The 17917-nt window shown below is 44.9% G+C and carries 23 protein-coding genes; 1 reads left to right on the top strand and 22 read right to left on the bottom strand.

The window, feature by feature from the left end:
* Positions 1-10 precede the first annotated feature (10 nt).
* The 14 genes from rplX to tgt form a co-directional block, all read right to left on the bottom strand.
* Positions 11-316 (bottom strand): 50S ribosomal protein L24, encoded by a 306-nt coding sequence (gene rplX / locus RIN70_RS00780; RefSeq protein WP_003002315.1) that lies wholly within the window; start codon positions 314-316, stop codon positions 11-13.
* Between the two features lie 75 nt (positions 317-391).
* Positions 392-760 (bottom strand): 50S ribosomal protein L14, encoded by a 369-nt coding sequence (gene rplN, locus RIN70_RS00775; protein ID WP_003002384.1) that lies wholly within the window; start codon positions 758-760, stop codon positions 392-394.
* A gap of 25 nt (positions 761-785) precedes the next feature.
* A complete protein-coding gene (gene rpsQ, locus RIN70_RS00770) occupies positions 786-1046 on the bottom strand; it encodes a 30S ribosomal protein S17 (RefSeq protein WP_000440801.1) in 261 nt (86 codons plus the stop codon).
* A 23-nt stretch (positions 1047-1069) separates the two neighbouring features.
* Positions 1070-1276 carry a 50S ribosomal protein L29 gene (gene rpmC / locus RIN70_RS00765; RefSeq protein ID WP_003002350.1) on the bottom strand — a complete coding sequence of 69 codons (207 nt, stop codon included), beginning with the start codon at positions 1274-1276 and terminating at the stop codon, positions 1070-1072.
* A 9-nt stretch (positions 1277-1285) separates the two neighbouring features.
* The gene (gene rplP, locus RIN70_RS00760) at positions 1286-1699 is read right to left on the bottom strand and encodes a 50S ribosomal protein L16 (RefSeq protein WP_000960947.1); all 414 of its coding nucleotides are present in this window, start codon (positions 1697-1699) and stop codon (positions 1286-1288) included.
* A 3-nt stretch (positions 1700-1702) separates the two neighbouring features.
* The gene (gene rpsC / locus RIN70_RS00755; RefSeq protein ID WP_003002336.1) at positions 1703-2356 is read right to left on the bottom strand and encodes a 30S ribosomal protein S3; all 654 of its coding nucleotides are present in this window, start codon (positions 2354-2356) and stop codon (positions 1703-1705) included.
* A gap of 12 nt (positions 2357-2368) precedes the next feature.
* Positions 2369-2713, bottom strand: a complete 345-nt coding sequence (rplV, locus tag RIN70_RS00750) for a 50S ribosomal protein L22 (protein ID WP_000818139.1) — start codon at positions 2711-2713, stop codon at positions 2369-2371.
* An 11-nt stretch (positions 2714-2724) separates the two neighbouring features.
* Positions 2725-3006: a 30S ribosomal protein S19 gene (gene rpsS, locus RIN70_RS00745; RefSeq protein WP_000533766.1), complete on the bottom strand. Its 282-nt coding sequence runs from the start codon at positions 3004-3006 to the stop codon at positions 2725-2727.
* A gap of 96 nt (positions 3007-3102) precedes the next feature.
* Positions 3103-3936: a 50S ribosomal protein L2 gene (gene rplB, locus RIN70_RS00740; protein WP_000512900.1), complete on the bottom strand. Its 834-nt coding sequence runs from the start codon at positions 3934-3936 to the stop codon at positions 3103-3105.
* A gap of 17 nt (positions 3937-3953) precedes the next feature.
* Positions 3954-4250 carry a 50S ribosomal protein L23 gene (locus RIN70_RS00735; protein ID WP_003009593.1) on the bottom strand — a complete coding sequence of 99 codons (297 nt, stop codon included), beginning with the start codon at positions 4248-4250 and terminating at the stop codon, positions 3954-3956.
* A complete protein-coding gene (gene rplD, locus RIN70_RS00730; protein ID WP_003009591.1) occupies positions 4250-4873 on the bottom strand; it encodes a 50S ribosomal protein L4 in 624 nt (207 codons plus the stop codon). The genes RIN70_RS00735 and rplD overlap by 1 nt, the downstream gene beginning before the upstream one ends.
* 24 nt (positions 4874-4897) lie before the next feature.
* Positions 4898-5524, bottom strand: a complete 627-nt coding sequence (gene rplC, locus RIN70_RS00725) for a 50S ribosomal protein L3 (RefSeq protein WP_003009588.1) — start codon at positions 5522-5524, stop codon at positions 4898-4900.
* Positions 5525-5605: 81 nt separating this feature from the next.
* Positions 5606-5914, bottom strand: coding sequence for a 30S ribosomal protein S10 (gene rpsJ, locus RIN70_RS00720; RefSeq protein ID WP_003009585.1), 309 nt, complete (start codon positions 5912-5914; stop codon positions 5606-5608).
* 432 nt (positions 5915-6346) lie between these two features.
* A complete protein-coding gene (tgt, locus tag RIN70_RS00715; protein WP_003009582.1) occupies positions 6347-7489 on the bottom strand; it encodes a tRNA guanosine(34) transglycosylase Tgt in 1143 nt (380 codons plus the stop codon).
* Positions 7490-7639: 150 nt separating this feature from the next.
* Between tgt and RIN70_RS00710 the strand changes: the two genes are divergently transcribed.
* Positions 7640-8509 (top strand): DUF975 family protein, encoded by an 870-nt coding sequence (locus tag RIN70_RS00710; protein ID WP_003009579.1) that lies wholly within the window; start codon positions 7640-7642, stop codon positions 8507-8509.
* A gap of 57 nt (positions 8510-8566) precedes the next feature.
* Here the strand turns inward: RIN70_RS00710 and RIN70_RS00705 are convergent, their stop codons facing one another.
* The 8 genes from RIN70_RS00705 to trpD form a co-directional block, all read right to left on the bottom strand.
* On the bottom strand, positions 8567-9019 hold the full coding sequence (locus RIN70_RS00705) for a CoA-binding protein (protein ID WP_021154247.1): 453 nt from the start codon (positions 9017-9019) through the stop codon (positions 8567-8569).
* Between the two features lie 71 nt (positions 9020-9090).
* Positions 9091-11736: a DNA polymerase I gene (gene polA / locus RIN70_RS00700; protein WP_313790614.1), complete on the bottom strand. Its 2646-nt coding sequence runs from the start codon at positions 11734-11736 to the stop codon at positions 9091-9093.
* A 257-nt stretch (positions 11737-11993) separates the two neighbouring features.
* Positions 11994-13457, bottom strand: coding sequence for an alpha-L-fucosidase (locus RIN70_RS00695; protein ID WP_118398123.1), 1464 nt, complete (start codon positions 13455-13457; stop codon positions 11994-11996).
* Between the two features lie 141 nt (positions 13458-13598).
* Positions 13599-14375 (bottom strand): tryptophan synthase subunit alpha, encoded by a 777-nt coding sequence (gene trpA / locus RIN70_RS00690; RefSeq protein WP_118398126.1) that lies wholly within the window; start codon positions 14373-14375, stop codon positions 13599-13601.
* Position 14376: 1 nt separating this feature from the next.
* Positions 14377-15582 carry a tryptophan synthase subunit beta gene (gene trpB, locus RIN70_RS00685; RefSeq protein WP_313790613.1) on the bottom strand — a complete coding sequence of 402 codons (1206 nt, stop codon included), beginning with the start codon at positions 15580-15582 and terminating at the stop codon, positions 14377-14379.
* Positions 15572-16159 (bottom strand): phosphoribosylanthranilate isomerase, encoded by a 588-nt coding sequence (locus RIN70_RS00680; protein ID WP_049475265.1) that lies wholly within the window; start codon positions 16157-16159, stop codon positions 15572-15574. Before RIN70_RS00680 ends, trpB begins: the two co-directional genes overlap by 11 nt.
* Positions 16146-16913, bottom strand: a complete 768-nt coding sequence (gene trpC / locus RIN70_RS00675; protein ID WP_070666730.1) for an indole-3-glycerol phosphate synthase TrpC — start codon at positions 16911-16913, stop codon at positions 16146-16148. Before trpC ends, RIN70_RS00680 begins: the two co-directional genes overlap by 14 nt.
* Complete coding sequence (gene trpD / locus RIN70_RS00670; RefSeq protein WP_229099277.1) at positions 16910-17914, bottom strand: anthranilate phosphoribosyltransferase; 1005 nt, start codon at positions 17912-17914, stop codon at positions 16910-16912. The genes trpC and trpD overlap by 4 nt, the downstream gene beginning before the upstream one ends.
* Between the last annotated feature and the right edge of the window lie 3 nt (positions 17915-17917).

Below are 17917 nucleotides of genomic sequence, written 5' to 3'. Positions count from 1 at the left end.
TCCTTCGTGATTAGTCAAGCACTTCGCCTGATTTTTTGTTGTAGCGAACTTTTTTGCCGTCTACAAATTTGTAGCCAACACGTCCAGCAACACCGTTTTTGTCCAAAACTTGAACGTTAGAAGCATGGATTGGAGCTTCTTTTTCAACGATTGCACCTTGAGGGTTTTCGTTATTTGGACGTTGGTGTTTCTTGATGATGTTTACACCTTCTACAACAACTTTATTTACTTTTGGAAGAGCAGTAAGAACAACAGCTTCTACGCCTTTGTCTTTACCAGCGATTACGCGAACTTTGTCGCCTTTTTTTACAAACATTTTATTCTCCTTTTATTCTTACGCCCGATGGGCACCCTGGCTTATGCCAGGGGACTGTGTTTGTTTTTTTATTGATTAAAGTACTTCTGGAGCAAGTGACACGATCTTCATGAAACCACCGTCACGCAATTCACGTGCAACTGGGCCAAAGATACGAGTTCCGCGAGGAGTTTTGTCGTCACGGATGATTACTGCTGCATTTTCGTCGAATTTGATGTATGAACCATCTTTACGACGAGCACCTGATTTAGTACGAACGATAACAGCTTTTACAACGTCACCTTTCTTAACCGCACCACCAGGAGTAGCTTGTTTTACTGATGCAACGATTACATCACCGATGCTCGCGAATTTACGTTTTGAACCACCAAGAACTTTGATTGTCAAGATTTCGCGTGCGCCACTGTTGTCAGCGACTTTCAAACGAGTTTCTGTTTGAATCATTTACGTTTTCTCCTTTCAGGTATGATTAGATGATGACCGCTTCTTCAACGACTTCTACAAGACGGAAGCGTTTTGTAGCTGAAAGCGGACGAGTTTCCATGATACGAACGATATCGCCTTCTTTAGCAACATTGTTTTCATCATGAGCTTTGTATTTTTTAGAATAGTTGATACGTTTACCATAGACTGGGTGGTTACGTTTAGTTTCAACTACAACTGTGATTGTTTTGTCCATTTTGTCAGACACAACGCGTCCAACAAGAACTTTACGATTATTGCGTTCCATTGAAATTCTCCTTCCCTAGTCTATTATTTAGCTTCTGATTGAACAGTTTTGATACGAGCGATTTGTTTTTTCACTTCTTTCAAACGTCCAGTTTGTTCCAATTGACCAGCAGCCGCTTGGAAACGAAGTTCAAACAATTCTTTCTTCAATTCATTTTCACGCTTCGCGAGTTCTTCTTGAGAAAGACCACGAAGTTCTTTAACAAATTCTTTTACTTCTGTAAGTTTCATGACCTCTCCTTATTCTGCTTCACGTTTCACAAATTTAGTTTTAACTGGCAATTTGTGGCTAGCAAGACGAAGCGCTTCGCGTGCGATCTCTTCAGATACACCAGCAATTTCGAACATCACTTTACCACGTTTAACTGGTGCTACCCAACCTTCAGGAGCCCCTTTACCAGATCCCATACGTACCCCGATAGCTTTAGCGGTGTATGATTTGTGTGGGAAAATCTTAATCCAAACTTTACCACCACGTTTCATGTAACGAGTCATGGCGATACGAGCAGCTTCGATTTGACGGTTTGTGATCCAGTGGCTAGTTGTAGCTTGAAGACCGTATTCACCGAATGCTACTTCTTTTCCACCTTTTGCTTCACCGCGCATTTTACCACGGAATTCGCGACGGTGTTTTACACGTTTAGGTACTAACATTGGTTATTTACCTCCTTTAGCGTCTTTACGAGCTGGAAGAACTTCACCACGGTAGATCCATACTTTAACACCAAGTTTACCGTAAGTAGTGTCTGCTTCTTCCCAAGCGTAATCGATATCAGCGCGAAGTGTGTGGAGTGGAACAGTTCCTTCAGAGTATCCTTCTGCACGGGCAATATCTGCACCGTTCAAACGACCTGATACTTGAGTTTTGATTCCTTTAGCTCCAGCACGCATAGCACGTTGGATCGCTTGTTTTTGTGCACGACGGAAAGCAACACGTTGTTCCAATTGACGAGCGATTCCTTCACCAACAAGGTGAGCATCCAAGTCAGGACGTTTGATCTCAATGATGTTGATGTGTACTTGTTTACCAGTCAATTTGTTAAGAGCTGCACGAAGTGCATCAACGTTTGCTCCACCTTTACCAATAACCATACCTGGTTTAGCAGTGTGAAGAGAAACGTTAACTTTGTTTACTGCGCGTTCGATTTCAATAGTTGAAACGGCTGCGTCAGCCAATTCTTTTTGAATGAATTTACGGATTGCAAGATCTTCATGAAGGTAATCCGCGTATTCTTTTTCAGCATACCATTTGGCATCCCAATCACGGATGATACCAACACGCATACCAATTGGATGTACTTTTTGACCCACGAGTTTACCTCCTTATTTTTCTGCAACAGCTACTGTGATGTGAGCTGTACGTTTGTTGATTGGTGAAGCTGAACCTTTCGCACGTGGACGGAAACGTTTCATTGTTGGTCCTTCGTTTGCGAATGCTTCAGATACTACCAAGTTAGCTTTTTCCAAACCAAAGTTGTTTTCAGCGTTTGCTACTGCTGAGTTCAACACTTTAAGGATGATCCCTGCAGCTTTGTTTGGTGTGAATGTCAAAATAGCGATGGCATCGGCTACGCTTTTACCACGGATGTTGTCAAGAACAAGACGTGATTTACGAGGTGAAACACGCACTGTACGAGCCATTGCTTTAGCTGAAGTAATTTCTGCCATTTATGTTCTCCTTATTTTCTACGTGTCTTCTTGTCGTCTGCCGCGTGACCTTTGTAAGTACGAGTTGGTGCAAATTCACCAAGCTTGTGACCTACCATGTCTTCTTGGATGTAAACAGGTACATGTTTACGTCCATCATAAACTGCGATAGTGTATCCGATGAAACTTGGGAAGATCGTTGAACGACGTGACCAAGTTTTAATTACTTTTTTCTTTTCGTCGTTTGCTTGAGCTTCAACTTTTTTCATCAAATGCTCATCGACGAAAGGTCCTTTTTTAAGACTACGTCCCATTTTGTAATTTTCTCCTTTAAAATTTAGTACCACAGCGGCTTGCGCTGCTATGCAGCGCTACCGAGCTGGCGGAAAGTGTAAGCTAGTTGCTTATGATTATTTTTGGTTGCGACGACGAACGATAAGTTTGTCAGATTTCGCTTTCTTGTTACGAGTTTTAAGACCAAGCGCAGGTTTACCCCAAGGAGTAGATGGCGCTTTACGTCCAACTGGTGCTTTACCTTCACCACCACCGTGTGGGTGATCATTCGGGTTCATTACAGAACCGCGAACTGTAGGGCGAACACCTTTCCAGCGGTTACGTCCCGCTTTACCAAGGTTAACAAGTCCATGTTGTTCATTTCCGACAACACCAACTGTAGCACGGCAAGTTCCAAGAATCATACGAACTTCGCCTGATTGAAGACGAACAAGTACATATTTACCTTCAGAACCCAATACTTGAGCAGAAGCTCCAGCAGCACGTACCAATTCTCCACCTTTACCAGGTTTCAATTCGATGTTGTGGATCAAAGTACCAACCGGGATGTTAGCAAGTGGAAGAGCATTTCCGACTTTGATATCTGCTTCTGGTCCTGATACGATGCGTTGACCTACTTCAAGACCTTTAGGGGCAATGATGTAAGCTTTCACACCGTCAGTGTAGTGTACAAGCGCGATGTTAGCTGAGCGGTTTGGATCGTATTCGATCGTTTTAACGACTGCTTCAACTCCATCTTTGTTACGTTTGAAATCGATCAAACGGTAATGACGTTTGTGTCCACCACCTTGGTGACGAACAGTGATACGACCGTTGTTGTTACGACCTGCTTTGTTTTTAAGAGAAACAAGCAAAGTTTTCTCAGGTGTGTTTGTTGTGATTTCAGCGAAATCCAAAGAAGTCATATTACGGCGACCGTTTGTTGTTGGTTTATAAACACGAATTCCCACGATATTTCCTCCTTAGATTATTCAGCTTCAGTAGCAAACAACTCGATTGCTTTAGAATCAGCTGCAAGCGTGATGATAGCTTTTTTAGTTTTTGAAGTAAAACCAGTGTAACGTCCAACGCGTTTTGCTTTAGGTTTTACGTTTACAGTGTTCACATTCGCAACTTTTACACCTTCAAACGCAGCTTCAACAGCTTGTTTGATCAAAAGTTTGTGAGCGCGAGTGTCAACTTCGAATACATATTTGCCTGCTTCAAGTTGAGCCATTGACTTTTCAGTGATAACAGGTTTTTTGATAACATCATACAAATTCATTATGCAAGAACCTCCTCGATTTTAGAGATAGCTGCTTGAGTAACAAGAAGTTTGTCACTATTTGCGATGTCAAGAACACTTGCAGTTGTAGCAGTCGCAACTTTCACGTTTGGAAGGTTACGAGCTGAAAGAGCTGCGAATTCATTTCCTTCTTCAAGAATAACAAGGACTTTAGAATCGATGCTCAAAGCTGCAAGAACTTTTGCAAATTCAGCAGTTTTTGGAGCTGTAAATTCAAGAGAATCAACGGCTACAAATTTGTTTTCAGCAACTTTTTCTGAGTAAACAGATTTAAGTGCAAGGCGACGAACTTTTTGAGGAAGTTTGTACGCATAGCTACGTGGAGTTGGTCCGAAGACGATTCCACCACCACGCCATTGTGGAGAGCGGATAGAACCTTGACGAGCACGTCCAGTTCCTTTTTGACGCCATGGTTTGCGTCCGCCACCTGAAACGGCTGAACGGTTTTTAACTGCGTGAGTTCCTTGACGAAGGCTAGCACGTTGGCTGATGATCACATCAAATACAACTGCTTGGTTTGGTTCGATACCAAAGATCGCATCGTTAAGAACAACTTCGCCCGCTTGTTTACCAGTTTGGTCGAATAATGTTACATTTGCCATTTTGACTGTATTCCCCTTTCCTTATTATTTACCAGCTTTAACTGCTGACTTGATAGTGATAAGAGATTTCTTAGCACCTGGTACGTTACCTTTGATAAGGATAACGTTCTTTTCTGGAACAACTTGTACAACTTCAAGGTTTTGAATCGTTACACGATCGCCACCCATGCGTCCTGCAAGGTTTTTACCTTTGAATACGCGGTTAGGTGCAACAGGTCCCATAGAACCTGGACGACGGTGGTAACGAGAACCGTGAGCCATTGGTCCACGTGATTGTCCGTGGCGTTTGATAACACCTTGGAAACCTTTACCTTTAGAAGTACCAGTTACATCAACAATGTCTCCAGCTTCGAAAGTGTCAACTGTGATTTCATCACCAACTTCCAAGCCTTCAACGTTTTTGAATTCACGAATGAAGCGCTTAGGAGCCGTGTTAGCTTTTGCTACATGTCCTTTAGCAGGTTTGTTGCTCAATACTTCGCGTTTGTCATCGAAACCAACTTGGATAGCGTTGTAACCATCTGTTTCAACAGTTTTAACTTGAAGAACAACGTTTGGAGTTGCTTCGATAACTGTTACAGGGATCAATTCGCCAGCTTCAGTGAAGATTTGAGTCATTCCCACTTTTTTCCCTAAGATTCCTTTTGTCATGAGAAAATAGTTCCTTTTCTATAGTTTTTTATTCAAAAAGTTTTTAACGAGCGTTTTTTATGCTCTGGATCAAGCTTTAGATTAAAGTTTGATTTCTACGTTTACACCACTTGGAAGATCCAATTTCATCAAAGCGTCAACTGTTTTTTGAGTTGGGTTGATGATATCGATCAAACGTTTGTGTGTACGCATTTCGAATTGTTCGCGAGAATCTTTGTATTTGTGAGTCGCACGAATGATTGTGTAGAGGCTACGCTCAGTTGGAAGTGGGATTGGACCCGCAACTTGTGCACCTGTACGAGTAGCTGATTCTACGATTTTTGCAGCCGCTGTGTCAAGTGTACGGTGTTCGTACGCTTTCAAACGGATGCGGATTTTTTTGTTTGCCATCTTTTTCTCCTTTTCGTCTATTTAAGATAATAGGCTAGCTCCACAAGAAAACCGACGCGCGTTGCGTGGCAATGCAACCGAGCGTGTCGCAACCTCTTGCATCAAAGCTAATAGCTGTTTTTCACAGCACCATAGTAGTTTAACACAAACAAAGGCCCAATGCAAGGGATTTGAGAAGATTTTTTTCGTTTTTTTGATGAAAGTGTTTTCGAAAGAAATAGAGTGGTAAAAAAGTTGCTATTATATAGGAAAAAGGGAGCGAGACAGAACAAATTTATATCCAATTTGTTCGTCGTCTCGCCCCCGCACAGTTGATTAGGTTATCTTTGGAGCTTAACAAGCGAACAAAGATACCAATCAACCACTGCGTCTAGCAGTTATTCCTATTATTCTCAGATGGCTGTAGTCTTTTTTCTTCCTATTTATCTATTTCTAGAAATTCCGTCCTGATTTGTTATAGCCATATTTTTCGACGAAATGCTCACGGAATTCTAAGAGATTGTCATCCATGATGGCTTGACGGACCTGCTTCATGAGGTTGATCAAGAAATACAAGTTGTGGTAGCTAGTCAAGCGAATGCCGAAGGTCTCATCTGCCTTGAGGAGGTGGCGAAGATAAGCTCGGGTGTAATTCTTACAAGTGTAGCAATCACATTCGGGATCCAGCGGTGTAAAGTCTTCTGCAAATTGCGCATTTTTCACTACCAGGCGTCCTTGGCTAGTCATACAGGTACCATTTCGCGCAATCCGCGTCGGCAAGACACAGTCAAACATGTCCACTCCACGAATAACGCCATCAATCAGACTGTCTGGAGCTCCTACTCCCATGAGATAGCGTGGCTTGTTCTCCGGTAAGAGCGGAGTTGTGAAATCCAGCACCGCATTCATCTCTTCATGGCTTTCCCCAACAGCTAAGCCACCGATGGAATAGCCTGGAAAGTCCATGCTGACCAAATCTTGAGCAGACTGACGGCGCAAGTCTTCAAATCCAGCCCCTTGAACAATCCCGAAAAGACCTTGATCATGAGGACGACGGTGAGCCTTCAGGCCACGTTCTGCCCAACGACTGGTCCGTTCGATTGATTTTTTCACATAATCATAGGGCTGATAGAACTGAGGGCATTCATCAAAGGACATCATGATGTCGCTCCCTAGATTGTTTTGGATCAAGATGGCCTTTTCTGGAGAGAGGAACATCTTCGAGCCGTTGAGGTGGTTTTTAAAGGTTACCCCTTCTTCGGTGATGTTGCGGGTATCCGCTAATGAATAGACCTGGAAGCCTCCACTATCTGTCAAAATGGGCTGGTCCCAGTTCATGAACTGGTGCAGTCCTCCTGCTTTTGCGACTAGATCATCCCCGGGACGAAGCCAGAGATGGTAGGTGTTGGCCAAGATAATTCCGGAACCCATTTCCTTGAGTTCTTCTGGTGATTGGGTCTTAACGGTTGCCTGAGTCCCTACAGGCATAAACATTGGGGTCGGGAAGGTCCCGTGAGGGGTGATAATTTCTCCCAGACGAGCACCTGTATGCTTTTCTTTTTTGATCAATCGATATTGAATCGGTGAATCTGTCATGGTTACCTCCGTACTGGGAAAAACAGTCCCAGCCTTCTTATTCCTGTCACAGTTTTCCTGTGAACACCTGTACGATTGTACCAAATTTTACCGGCTCTGTCACGGACTTATGTTATAATAAAAAGTACTACTATGAAGAGAGTGTCATCTATGAACCTTAAATTGATTCGCCTCCGGGCACGTACCATGCAAGTCCAGCAACCGGGCTTAGCTATCCTTTTTGCTCTTCCGGTCCTGTTGACCATTCTTGCTAATTTCCTCTTAAGTGGGCAAGATCTAGTCGATCTACTACCGGATATGACCTTGCAGCAAGCAAGTATCTACATGATCCAGCGACAGCTCTTTCCTTCCGTCGTCTCCTTTGTCATCTCCATTTTAGTGGTCGGTGCGACTTTTAGCTATTTAGATACGATTAATCCCAAGATTGAACACCGAACACGCGTGTTAGATATTTTTAAACAAGATCGCTTTACCTCTGTATTTGCTACCTTGATCTTGAAGCAAGCCGTTCTCTTTTTATGGGGACTCATCCTCTATGCGGGGAGCCTCATCAGCACCTACGCCAGCATTCGATTTTTGGCGATCTACGATAAGGTGAGCAACCCTAGCACTCTGAGTGCTTCCAGTCCTGAATTTCAATCTCTCATGCAACAAATGCCTCTGATGACTGCTGGCGTCGTACTTGGCCTGATCGGCCTCCTCTTTTACCTGCCACAATACTACAGTCTCAGCTTGGTCGAATTGATCCTCTACGAGCAATTACGAGACGGCGACTACAAGGGAGCCTTTGGAGTCCTTCGCCAAAGTCGTGAAACTATGAAAGGGTTCCGCAGCAATCGCTTGGTGCTCGATCTAACCTTGATTGGTTGGTACTTCTTGAATTACTTCACGCGCGATGTCATCGGCTTTTATACCATGCCTTACTTTATTAACTGCCAAATTGCATTTTATGATCAAATCAAGCAGATCAAACAAGGGCCGCGCCATTTTACAGGCCATCCAAGCCATGAAACTGAATAAGAGTAAGAAGAAAACCCCAGCAAGCTGGGGTTTTCTTCTATGTCAATTGTTTATCATTTATAAACCGTATAGGGAGTCTCCTAAGATCAGTCGGGTGTGTTCTCGTTTGATACAGCGGTTCATGACGATATCTTCTCGTCCAGCTCCACGAAGGATTTCTTCTGCTTCTTGATTTTCCAGTTCCAATTGTGCCCAGAAAATTTTCGCATCCGTCTCAATAAAATCACGTGCCACATCTGGTAAAAACTCACTGCGACGGTATACATCGACGATATCTACTGGGAAAGGAATCTCCTGCAAGCTAGCGTACACCGTTTCTCCAAGAATCTGGCCACCAGCTGCACGAGGGTTGACAGGAATAATCCGATAGCCCCGCTCTTGCATCTCCTTGCTGACACGATGACTGGTCGTATCTTCACGGTCAGATAATCCAACTACAGCGATGATCTTGCTGGTTTCTAGGTAATGTTTGATAATGCCATCACTGGGATTGCGAAATGAATAAGCCATAAGAATCTCCTTTTTGTGTTTCTTGTCTTAAGAATTTATATGGTACTGGACGTACTTGTACGACTTCCATTTTATTTGGCTTCATACCATGTTTTGCCTTCGTTCTCATCAGCTTCCAGTGGTACTGCAAGTTCAATAGCGGATTCCATGGTCTCTTTGACGAGTTCTTTGATCGCTGCCAGTTCATCACTTGGTACTTGCAGAACGATTTCATCGTGCACCTGAAGAAGCATCTTGGTCTTGTATGCTCCTGCTTCTAGCGCTTGGTCCAAGTGGATCATGGCAATTTTCAAGATATCTGCTGCAGATCCTTGGATTGGTGAGTTGATAGCCGTCCGCTCCGCAAAGCCTCGAACATTGAAGTTGCGAGAATTGATATCTGGAATCTCCCGACGACGCTTGAAGAGGGTCTCCACATAGCCTTTATCACGCGCTTCCCGTACCACTCTCTCCATATAGTCCTTGATGCCAGGGTAGCGTTCGAAGTAGGTCTCAATGTAGGCCTTGGCTTCTTTTCGACTGATCCCTAGGTTATTAGACAGTCCAAAGTCGGAAATTCCATAAACCACACCGAAGTTTACTGCTTTTGCATTGCGACGGTCGTTCGGCGTCACATCTTCTGGTTTTTCAATATTGAAAACTCGCATAGCAGTCGATGTATGGATATCTGCCCCATGTTTAAAGGCGTCAATCAAATGCTCATCTCCCGAAATATGGGCCAAGACACGCAATTCTATTTGTGAATAGTCCGAACTCAACAAGACACTGTTTTTCTCTTCTGGGACAAAGGCCTTGCGAATAAGACGACCTTGTCCCAAACGGACAGGAATGTTTTGCAAGTTGGGATCCACGCTGGACAAGCGTCCTGTCTGCGTCAAATCCTGTACATAGCGGGTATGGATCTTCCCATCTTCCAAAATCCAATCTTGAAGACCGATGACATAGGTCGACTGGATCTTAGCAATTTGGCGGTATTCAAGAATCTTAGACACGATCGGTGCGATAGGAGCCAGGCGTTCCAAGACATCAACGGCTGTTGAATAGCCGGTTTTGGTTTTCTTAGTATATTCAAGAGGGAGTTCCAATTTTTCAAAGAGGATGACGCCCAATTGTTTTGGAGAATTGATGTTGAACTCTTCTCCTGCAAGCTCGTAGATTTCTTGGGTCAAGCGCTCCAAAACCACTTCGTTTTCCACCTGCATGTCTTCTAGGGTCTGGCGCTCTACCTTGATCCCCGCGATTTCCATCTTGGCCAAAACAGCTGCTAGTGGTTGCTCCATATCATAGAGCAAATCCAGCTGGTCATGGGCTTGCAACTGTTCCACCATGGGCTCTTCGGTATCCAGTAGAACAGCGACTTTCCGTGCCAAATGTTCTAATAGGACCGCCTTTTCTGGGATAGCTTTTTTGGCTCCCTTGCCATAAACGACTTCGTCCAGCGGCAGCGCAATCTGACTATAGAGACTCGCAATGGTTGAAATTTCATTGTCCTCTACGGTCGACAAGAGATACTTAGCCAATCGACTGTCAAACGCGGGATTTTGAAGGGGAATGCCCAAGTGGCTGAGCAAGACCTTGGCCCGTTTGAAGTCATAGACCTTGAGGGGCGTTTTTTCGAGAAATTCTTTGAAAATCGGTGTTTGTAAAAGACCAGTATCTGTACTCGCGTAGAGCTGACCTTTGGTCCCCCATGCGAAACCGATGATGGGTTCCGTATGGTAATTGTCCCCAAAAATCTCAAAATGGAAGAAACTATCTTCCGTGAGCATATCTGAAGTGACTTGCTCGACTTCTGTATAGTCAATAGCTACAGGAGCCGCTTCTTCTCCACTGAGATCCAAGGCCTGACGGAGTTGCTTGAAGCCCATCTCCTCATAAAACTTGGCGAGATTTTCTAGATGAGGGCCCGTATAGGTGATATCGTCCAGGCCAATTTCAATAGGTGCATCGGTCTCGATGGTCGCAAGAGTCTTGGATAGGTAGGCCTGCTCCTTGTCGTTGATGAGGTTTTCCTTCATCTTAGAAGCCTTCATCTCGTCGATATGCTCGTAAATACCATCGAGAGACCCGTACTCTAGGAGTAGTTTGATCCCGGTCTTTTCTCCGATTTTGGTGACACCTGGGATATTATCCGACTTATCTCCCATCAAGGCCTTGAGGTCGATAAATTGCTCTGGTGTCAGCCCCATCTTTTCTTTCAGATAGGCTGGAGTGAATTCCTCAAACTCCGCTACCCCTTTTTTAGAGATTTCAACTACCGTATTGTCATCTGTCAGCTGGATCAAATCCTTGTCCCCAGAGACAATGGTCACATCAAATGGCACCGAGGTAGTTTCTGCCATCTTATCTAGCGTTCCAATAATATCATCCGCTTCATACTGGGCCAGCTCATAATGGCGGATTCCCAAATGATCTAATTGCTCACGAATGAAAGGAAACTGCTCACGGAACTCATCTGGAGTTTTTGCACGGCCCCCTTTGTAGTCGGCATACATCTCCGTCCGAAAGGTCGTCTTTCCTGCATCAAAAGCAACGAGGACATGGGTCGGTTGGATGCGCTCCAAGAGATGGCTCAACATGAGGTTAAAGCCATAAACCGCATTGGTATGCAAACCATTGGCATTTTTGAAGCGATCAATTTGATTATAGAGTGCGAAAAAGGCACGAAAAGCGACGGAAGACCCGTCGATGAGTAGTAATTTATTCTTTTTTTCCATAGGCCTATTATACCACGAATCACAAGGTCTCTGGTACATAAAAACTCTACCCTTTCGGGTAGAGCCTTCTTTAGGAGTTTCTTATGAAAAATGAAGAGAAGTGTTTATTCGCCGTAACAAGAACCTTGTTGTGGCAATTTCTTAAAGCGTTTTGGATAATTAACTGAGATTTTCATTTTCTGTACCTCATTTCTTATTGGATGAGTACAGTATACAAGAGAAACCTAAACGATTCCTTATAGAAAGCTTCAAGAAAACTAAAAGCTGAGGCGTAAAACACGCGGTTGTTTTTTGCTGCAAGCTGGTAACTGAAGATGAAGCCCTGTCTCATCTTGGCTCCAAGAAAGGGGCTGGCTTTCTCCAAGGAGCTCTAGCTTTTGAATGCGCGCATGAAGAATTCTCGGTTGCTTGAGATCATAGGCGAGAGATGGCAAGGTCAGCTCTTCTGCCCTTCCACTTGGTTCCAGCTGGATGGCATAAAGAAAGCCATCACGCATGGTATAGCGGAAATCTTGGTTGGTATAGAGTGGCGCTTGCCCGTCTGAAAAGGAACCTTCCTGGGCCTCGGTCGGTCCGTCTGATGACACCCGCCAAGGCCGACTCTGATAAATGGCTTCTCCATTTACCGCCAGCCAGTCCCCGATCTCTGTGAGGATGTCTTGGTCTTGCTCAGGGATCGTGCCATCTGCTTTGGGTCCAATATTGAGCAGAAGATTGCCATTTTTGGCCACAACATCAACTAAATTTTGTAGCAATTCCTTACTGGTCTTGTAGGCTAGATCCTGGGTATAACACCAAGAATTACGGGCGATCGCGGTATCCATTTGCCACGGAAAGGCTTGCGTCTCTCCGTATCCTCCCCGCTCCATCTCAACGATTCCTGAACCGAAAGGGAGGGCGTCCTGTTTGTAACAAACAGCCACCTTGCGATCCTCTTGTGCTGCTAGATTGTAATAATAAGCCAAAAAGCGCATCAAGTAGGGACGGAAACTCTCATGCTGGATCCACCAGTCAAAATATAGGAGCTCTGGTTGGTAGTCCCGCACCAGTTCACAGGTTCGCAACAGCCAATCTTCCAAGAATTCTTTACTTGGATAAGGCTTAGAAGTCAGATCAAAATGATCCTTGGGCTCTGGCTCCGCTGGCCAATAAAGGCTGTCTCTTGGGACTTCTTGCGGAATGTCACTAGTGAATTCCTTGCCATGTGAAAAGAAAAACTGGTGTTCTGCCCGGTGAGAAGACGTACAAAAGTGCAGACCACGTTTTTCTGCTTCCTCCCTCAGCTCTCCTAAGACATCTCGTCTCGGCCCCATTTCTAAGCTATTATAAGGCGAGAGAGTAGAGGCATACATCTGAAAACCATCGTGGTGCTCCGCAACTGGAAAAAGATACTGGGCTCCCGCTTTTTGAAAGAGATCTAGCCAAGATGCCGGATCAAAGCGATCGGCTGTAAAAAGAGGAATGAGATCCTTGTAGCCAAAGCCGGCCTGGTCTCCAAAATGCTCTCGATGATAGTCATAACAAGGATTCCCTTGTATATACATATTTCGCGAATACCATTCTGAACCAAAGGCAGGTACACTGTAGACACCCCAGTGGATAAACATTCCAAATTTGGCATCCCGATACCAATCCGGACAGACTTGATGGCTAAGAGAGTCCCAGGTGGGTTCAAAAGGACCTGACTGGATGACTTGATCAATCTCTTCAAGGCTTATCATTCTCTTCTCCTCTTTTCTTGTTACTACCTCTATTGTAACGAGAAAGCCTCGTTTGTAAAGACCAACGAGGGGAATGTTTAAAATAGTAGACAAAGAGCTTGATCTAGGAGAATCAAGCTGATGATGAATGGAATGAAGCTTCTAACCCTTCACTGCTTGAGAAATAAAACGAGCAATGGCGTCTGTCTCCCCTTGGTGGAGAGCCTTAACGATTTTGGACCCCACAATAACCCCATCTGAGACCTTGTTGAAACGGTGAACATCCTCCATGCTGGAAACTCCAAAACCTGTTAAAACAGGAATAGACGCTATTTCATGTAATTGGGCCAAGTGGTGATCCAAATCATCTCGATAGCTACCAGCTTTCCCCGTCACTCCATTGACGGCAACGGCATAGATAAATCCTTCTGCATCTTGGATCAATTTCTTCTGGCGCTCGATTCCTGTGGTTAAGCTCACTAGCGGCACCAAAGCGATGTCTTTATCCACTAATAGAGGCTCTACCAGATCCGCATGCTCATGAGGAAGATCCGGAATAATCACTCCCTTGACCGCTGTTCCTTCTACATCTCTAAAGAAGTTTTCGAGCCCATATTGGAACAAGAGGTTGAAATAGGTCATGATGACCAAAGGAACACTTGTCTCCAGACGCTGGATCGTTTGCACCAGTTCCTCTGTTGTCGTCCCATGGGCTAAACTTCGTAGCCCCGCCTCTTCAATCACAGGGCCATCTGCCACCGGATCTGAAAAAGGAATGCCAACCTCAATAGCTGAGACACCAAGCTCCTCCAAAAATTGGATGGTTTCCTGCAAACCTGCTAAGCCTTTTTCATGATCTCCTGCCATAATATAAGGAACAAAGATTCCTTGCTGCTGGTCTTTCAGCTTTTGTAAATGCTCTGTTAAGGTCTTTCCCATCTTACTCTCCTCTCTCTTGTTCTAGGCGGTCTTTGACTTGTACCACATCTTTATCCCCACGACCTGATAAGCAAACGATCATGGATTTTTCAGGCCCCATCTCCTTGGCCAATTTCACTGCATAGGCGATAGCATGGCTCGATTCCAGAGCTGGAATGATTCCTTCTACTTTTGAAAGCAATTGAAAGGCTTCTAGGGCTTCTTGGTCTGCCACAGGCACATAGGTTGCCCGCTTGATATCATGGAAATAAGAATGCTCTGGCCCAATCCCAGGATAATCGAGACCTGCTGAAATCGAGAAGGCTTCTAAAATCTGTCCATGGGCATCCTGTAAAACATCCATCAAGGCACCGTGAAGGACTCCCGGACGCCCCTTGGTCAAGGTTGCTGCATGCTGGTCTGTATCTACTCCAAGCCCAGCAGCTTCTGCCCCATACATGGCAACAGATGTATCTTCAACAAAAGGATAAAAGAGGCCAATGGCGTTCGATCCGCCTCCTACACAGGCTAAAACTGCATTTGGTAATGCACCATCATTTTGCTCTGCAAATTGGCGTTTGGCTTCTCGACCGATGACACTTTGAAAATCACGGACAATCTCTGGGAATGGATGAGGTCCTAGAGCAGAACCCATGATATAGTGGGTATCCTCCACATTTGCTACCCAGGCTCTAAGGGCAGCATTGACCGCATCCTTGAGAACACGTGAACCATCTGTTACTGATTGAACCTTAGCGCCCAATAACTCCATCCGAAAGACATTGAGGGCTTGGCGTTTGACATCTTCTTCCCCCATGTAAATGGTACATTCCATATCAAATAAAGCAGCAGCTGTTGCTGTTGCAACACCGTGCTGGCCAGCTCCTGTTTCTGCGATGATCTTCTTTTTGCCCATCCGGTGTGCCAACAAAACCTGTCCTAGGGCATTATTAATTTTATGAGCCCCTGTGTGGTTGAGGTCTTCTCTTTTAAGAAAAATCTTGGCTCCGCCGACATACTTGGTAAGATTCTTAGCGTAATAGAGCGGTGTTTCCCGACCGACATATTGTTTCAAAAGGTGATCCAATTCTGCTTGAAAAGAAGGATCTGCTTGACTTTCTCTATAGGCTTCTTCTAATTCTAAAACTGCTGTCATCAAGGTTTCAGGGACAAATCGTCCCCCGAACCGCCCGTAAAATCCGTTTTTATCTGGTTGTTTATATGCCATGCTTGACCCTTTCTATAAATCGTTTTATCTTTTCTTGATCTTTTATTCCATTTGTCTCGACCCCACTGGATACATCCACCGCATAAGGATGAAAGAAGCGAATGGCATCTGCTACATTGTCTTCCGTCAAGCCTCCTGCAATAAAGAAGGGCTTTGTAACGTTTTGACTTTCGAGTTCTTGCCAGTTAAAAGTCTCTCCACTTCCTGCTACAGGAGCATCAAAGAGCAGATAATCGGCACTGGTCTCAGGAAGAGCTGCATCTTTCCCCACTTGAACAGCACGAATCGTCTGTTGGGGAAGCTCTTGCAAGATGGTATCATCTATTGGCCCATGCACTTGTATCAGATCCAACCCTACAACTTGGCAAGCTTGCTCCACTTCTTCTCTTTGTGGTGATACAAAAACACCGACTTTTTGAACCCTCTTTGGAATATCTGTAGCCAACTGCCGAGCTTGCTCCAGCGTCACTTGCCGTTTGCTTGGTGCAAAGACAAAACCAATGTAGTCCGCACCGGCCTCAACAGCTGTCTGGACAGCTTCCGGAGTGGACAATCCGCAAATTTTAACCTTTGTCAATCTGCAACTCCTTTACTTTTTCAGCCACATTGTCTGCCTTCATGAGGGCTGTCCCAACGAGAATGCCATTAAAATAAGGAGCCAGCATGCGCGCGTCTGCTGCTGCGAAAATAGCAGACTCAGAGATGTAAACCGGTTCTTGTTCAAAATTGGTCGCCAATTCCAGGCTAGTATGAAGATCAGTCTCAAAGGTCACCAAGTTGCGATTATTCACCCCGATGATCTGAGCACCAATCCGGTGAGCGACCTCTAGTTCTGTCAGATTATGGGTCTCCACCAAGACCTCCAGGCCAAGATGGGTCGCAAACTCATAGAGCTCTTGCAGACGAGTCTCTGATAAGGCTGCAACAATCAACAAGATCACGGTCGCCCCTGCGTTTCGTGCCCGAATTATTTGCTTTTCATCCACAATAAAATCTTTATTGAGGGTGGGAATACGCACTTGACTAGATATTTCCCGGAGATACTCGATACTGCCCTTGAAAAAAACTTGATCGGTCAAGACAGAAATCATCACGGCCCCATTTTCTTCGTAAGTCTTAGCCTGCGCGACGATATCCACATCGACATGAATATCTCCCAGACTCGGGCTAGCCTTTTTCACTTCCGCAATGACCTGAAGCTTTTCTGGATGACTCTTTAGGTAATCATACAGGCGGTAGGTCTCGCGCAAAGGTTGGAGTTCCTCTTCTTTCATCGCAGCCACTTCACGCGCCTTTTCCTTTAGAATCTTTGGCAAGAATTCTTGACTCATTTTTGATACTCCTGTAATAATCTCAATTTCTCAAGGGCGGCCCCACTGGCAATCACTTCACGTGCCAAGGCAATCCCCTCTTTGATAGAATCTACCTTGCCGTTGGCATAAAAACCAAGGCCTGCATTTAAGACCGTCACCTCTAAGAAGGGACTCGCTTCATTCTTCAAGACACTGAGCAAAATTTCCGCATTGCGTTTGGCGTCTCCACCTCGTACTTGATCAATTTCAATGCGCTCCATTCCGATATCTTCTGGTTGAAAACTGGATAAAGTAACCTGTCCATCTTCCAGAATAGCGAGCTGGGTTGCGCCATCAAGGCCTGCCTCGTCCAAACCTTGTGGGCCACTCACCACCACTGCGCGTTTCCGACCCAAATTCTTTAGAATCTCTGCCGTACTTTCTAGCATGTCAGGACGACTGGTTCCCAATAGCTGGGTTTCTAGAGGAATCGGATTGATAAGAGGACCAGTTAAGTTCATCACTGTCGGCACCCCTAGTGCCAAGCGAGCGGGCATAATATAGCGCATGCCAGGATGCAGATTTTTGGCAAATAGGAAGACAATTCCCGCCTTTTCAAACACTCGTCCCAAGTCTTCTGGACCCAAATCAAGGTTAATCCCTAGAGCTTCTAGTACATCCGCAGAACCGGATTTGGAAGAGATCGAACGATTTCCGTGTTTCGCCATCTTGATGCCACCACCAGCAAGGACGAAGGCAGCTGTTGTTGAAATATTGAAACTATACGAACGATCGCCCCCCGTTCCACAATTGTCCATCGCTCCTTGAACTTCTGTAGGAATAGCGACTGCATAGGCCTGCATCACTTTTGCAATAGCCGTCCGCTCTTCAACCGTTTCTCCCTTCATTTTAAGACCTAGAAGAAGGGCCGTCACCTGTGCTTCTGAAGCACGACCAGCAACGACTTCCTCCATAGCAGCTTCTAACTCTGCACCAGTTAGATCCATTCCTTCCGCTACTTTTGCAAGCACTTGTTTCATCTT

The sequence above is a fragment of the Streptococcus parasanguinis genome (assembly GCF_032163505.1).
Taxonomy (GTDB): domain Bacteria; phylum Bacillota; class Bacilli; order Lactobacillales; family Streptococcaceae; genus Streptococcus; species Streptococcus parasanguinis_V.
This window is presented reverse-complemented; position numbering and strand designations above follow the sequence as displayed.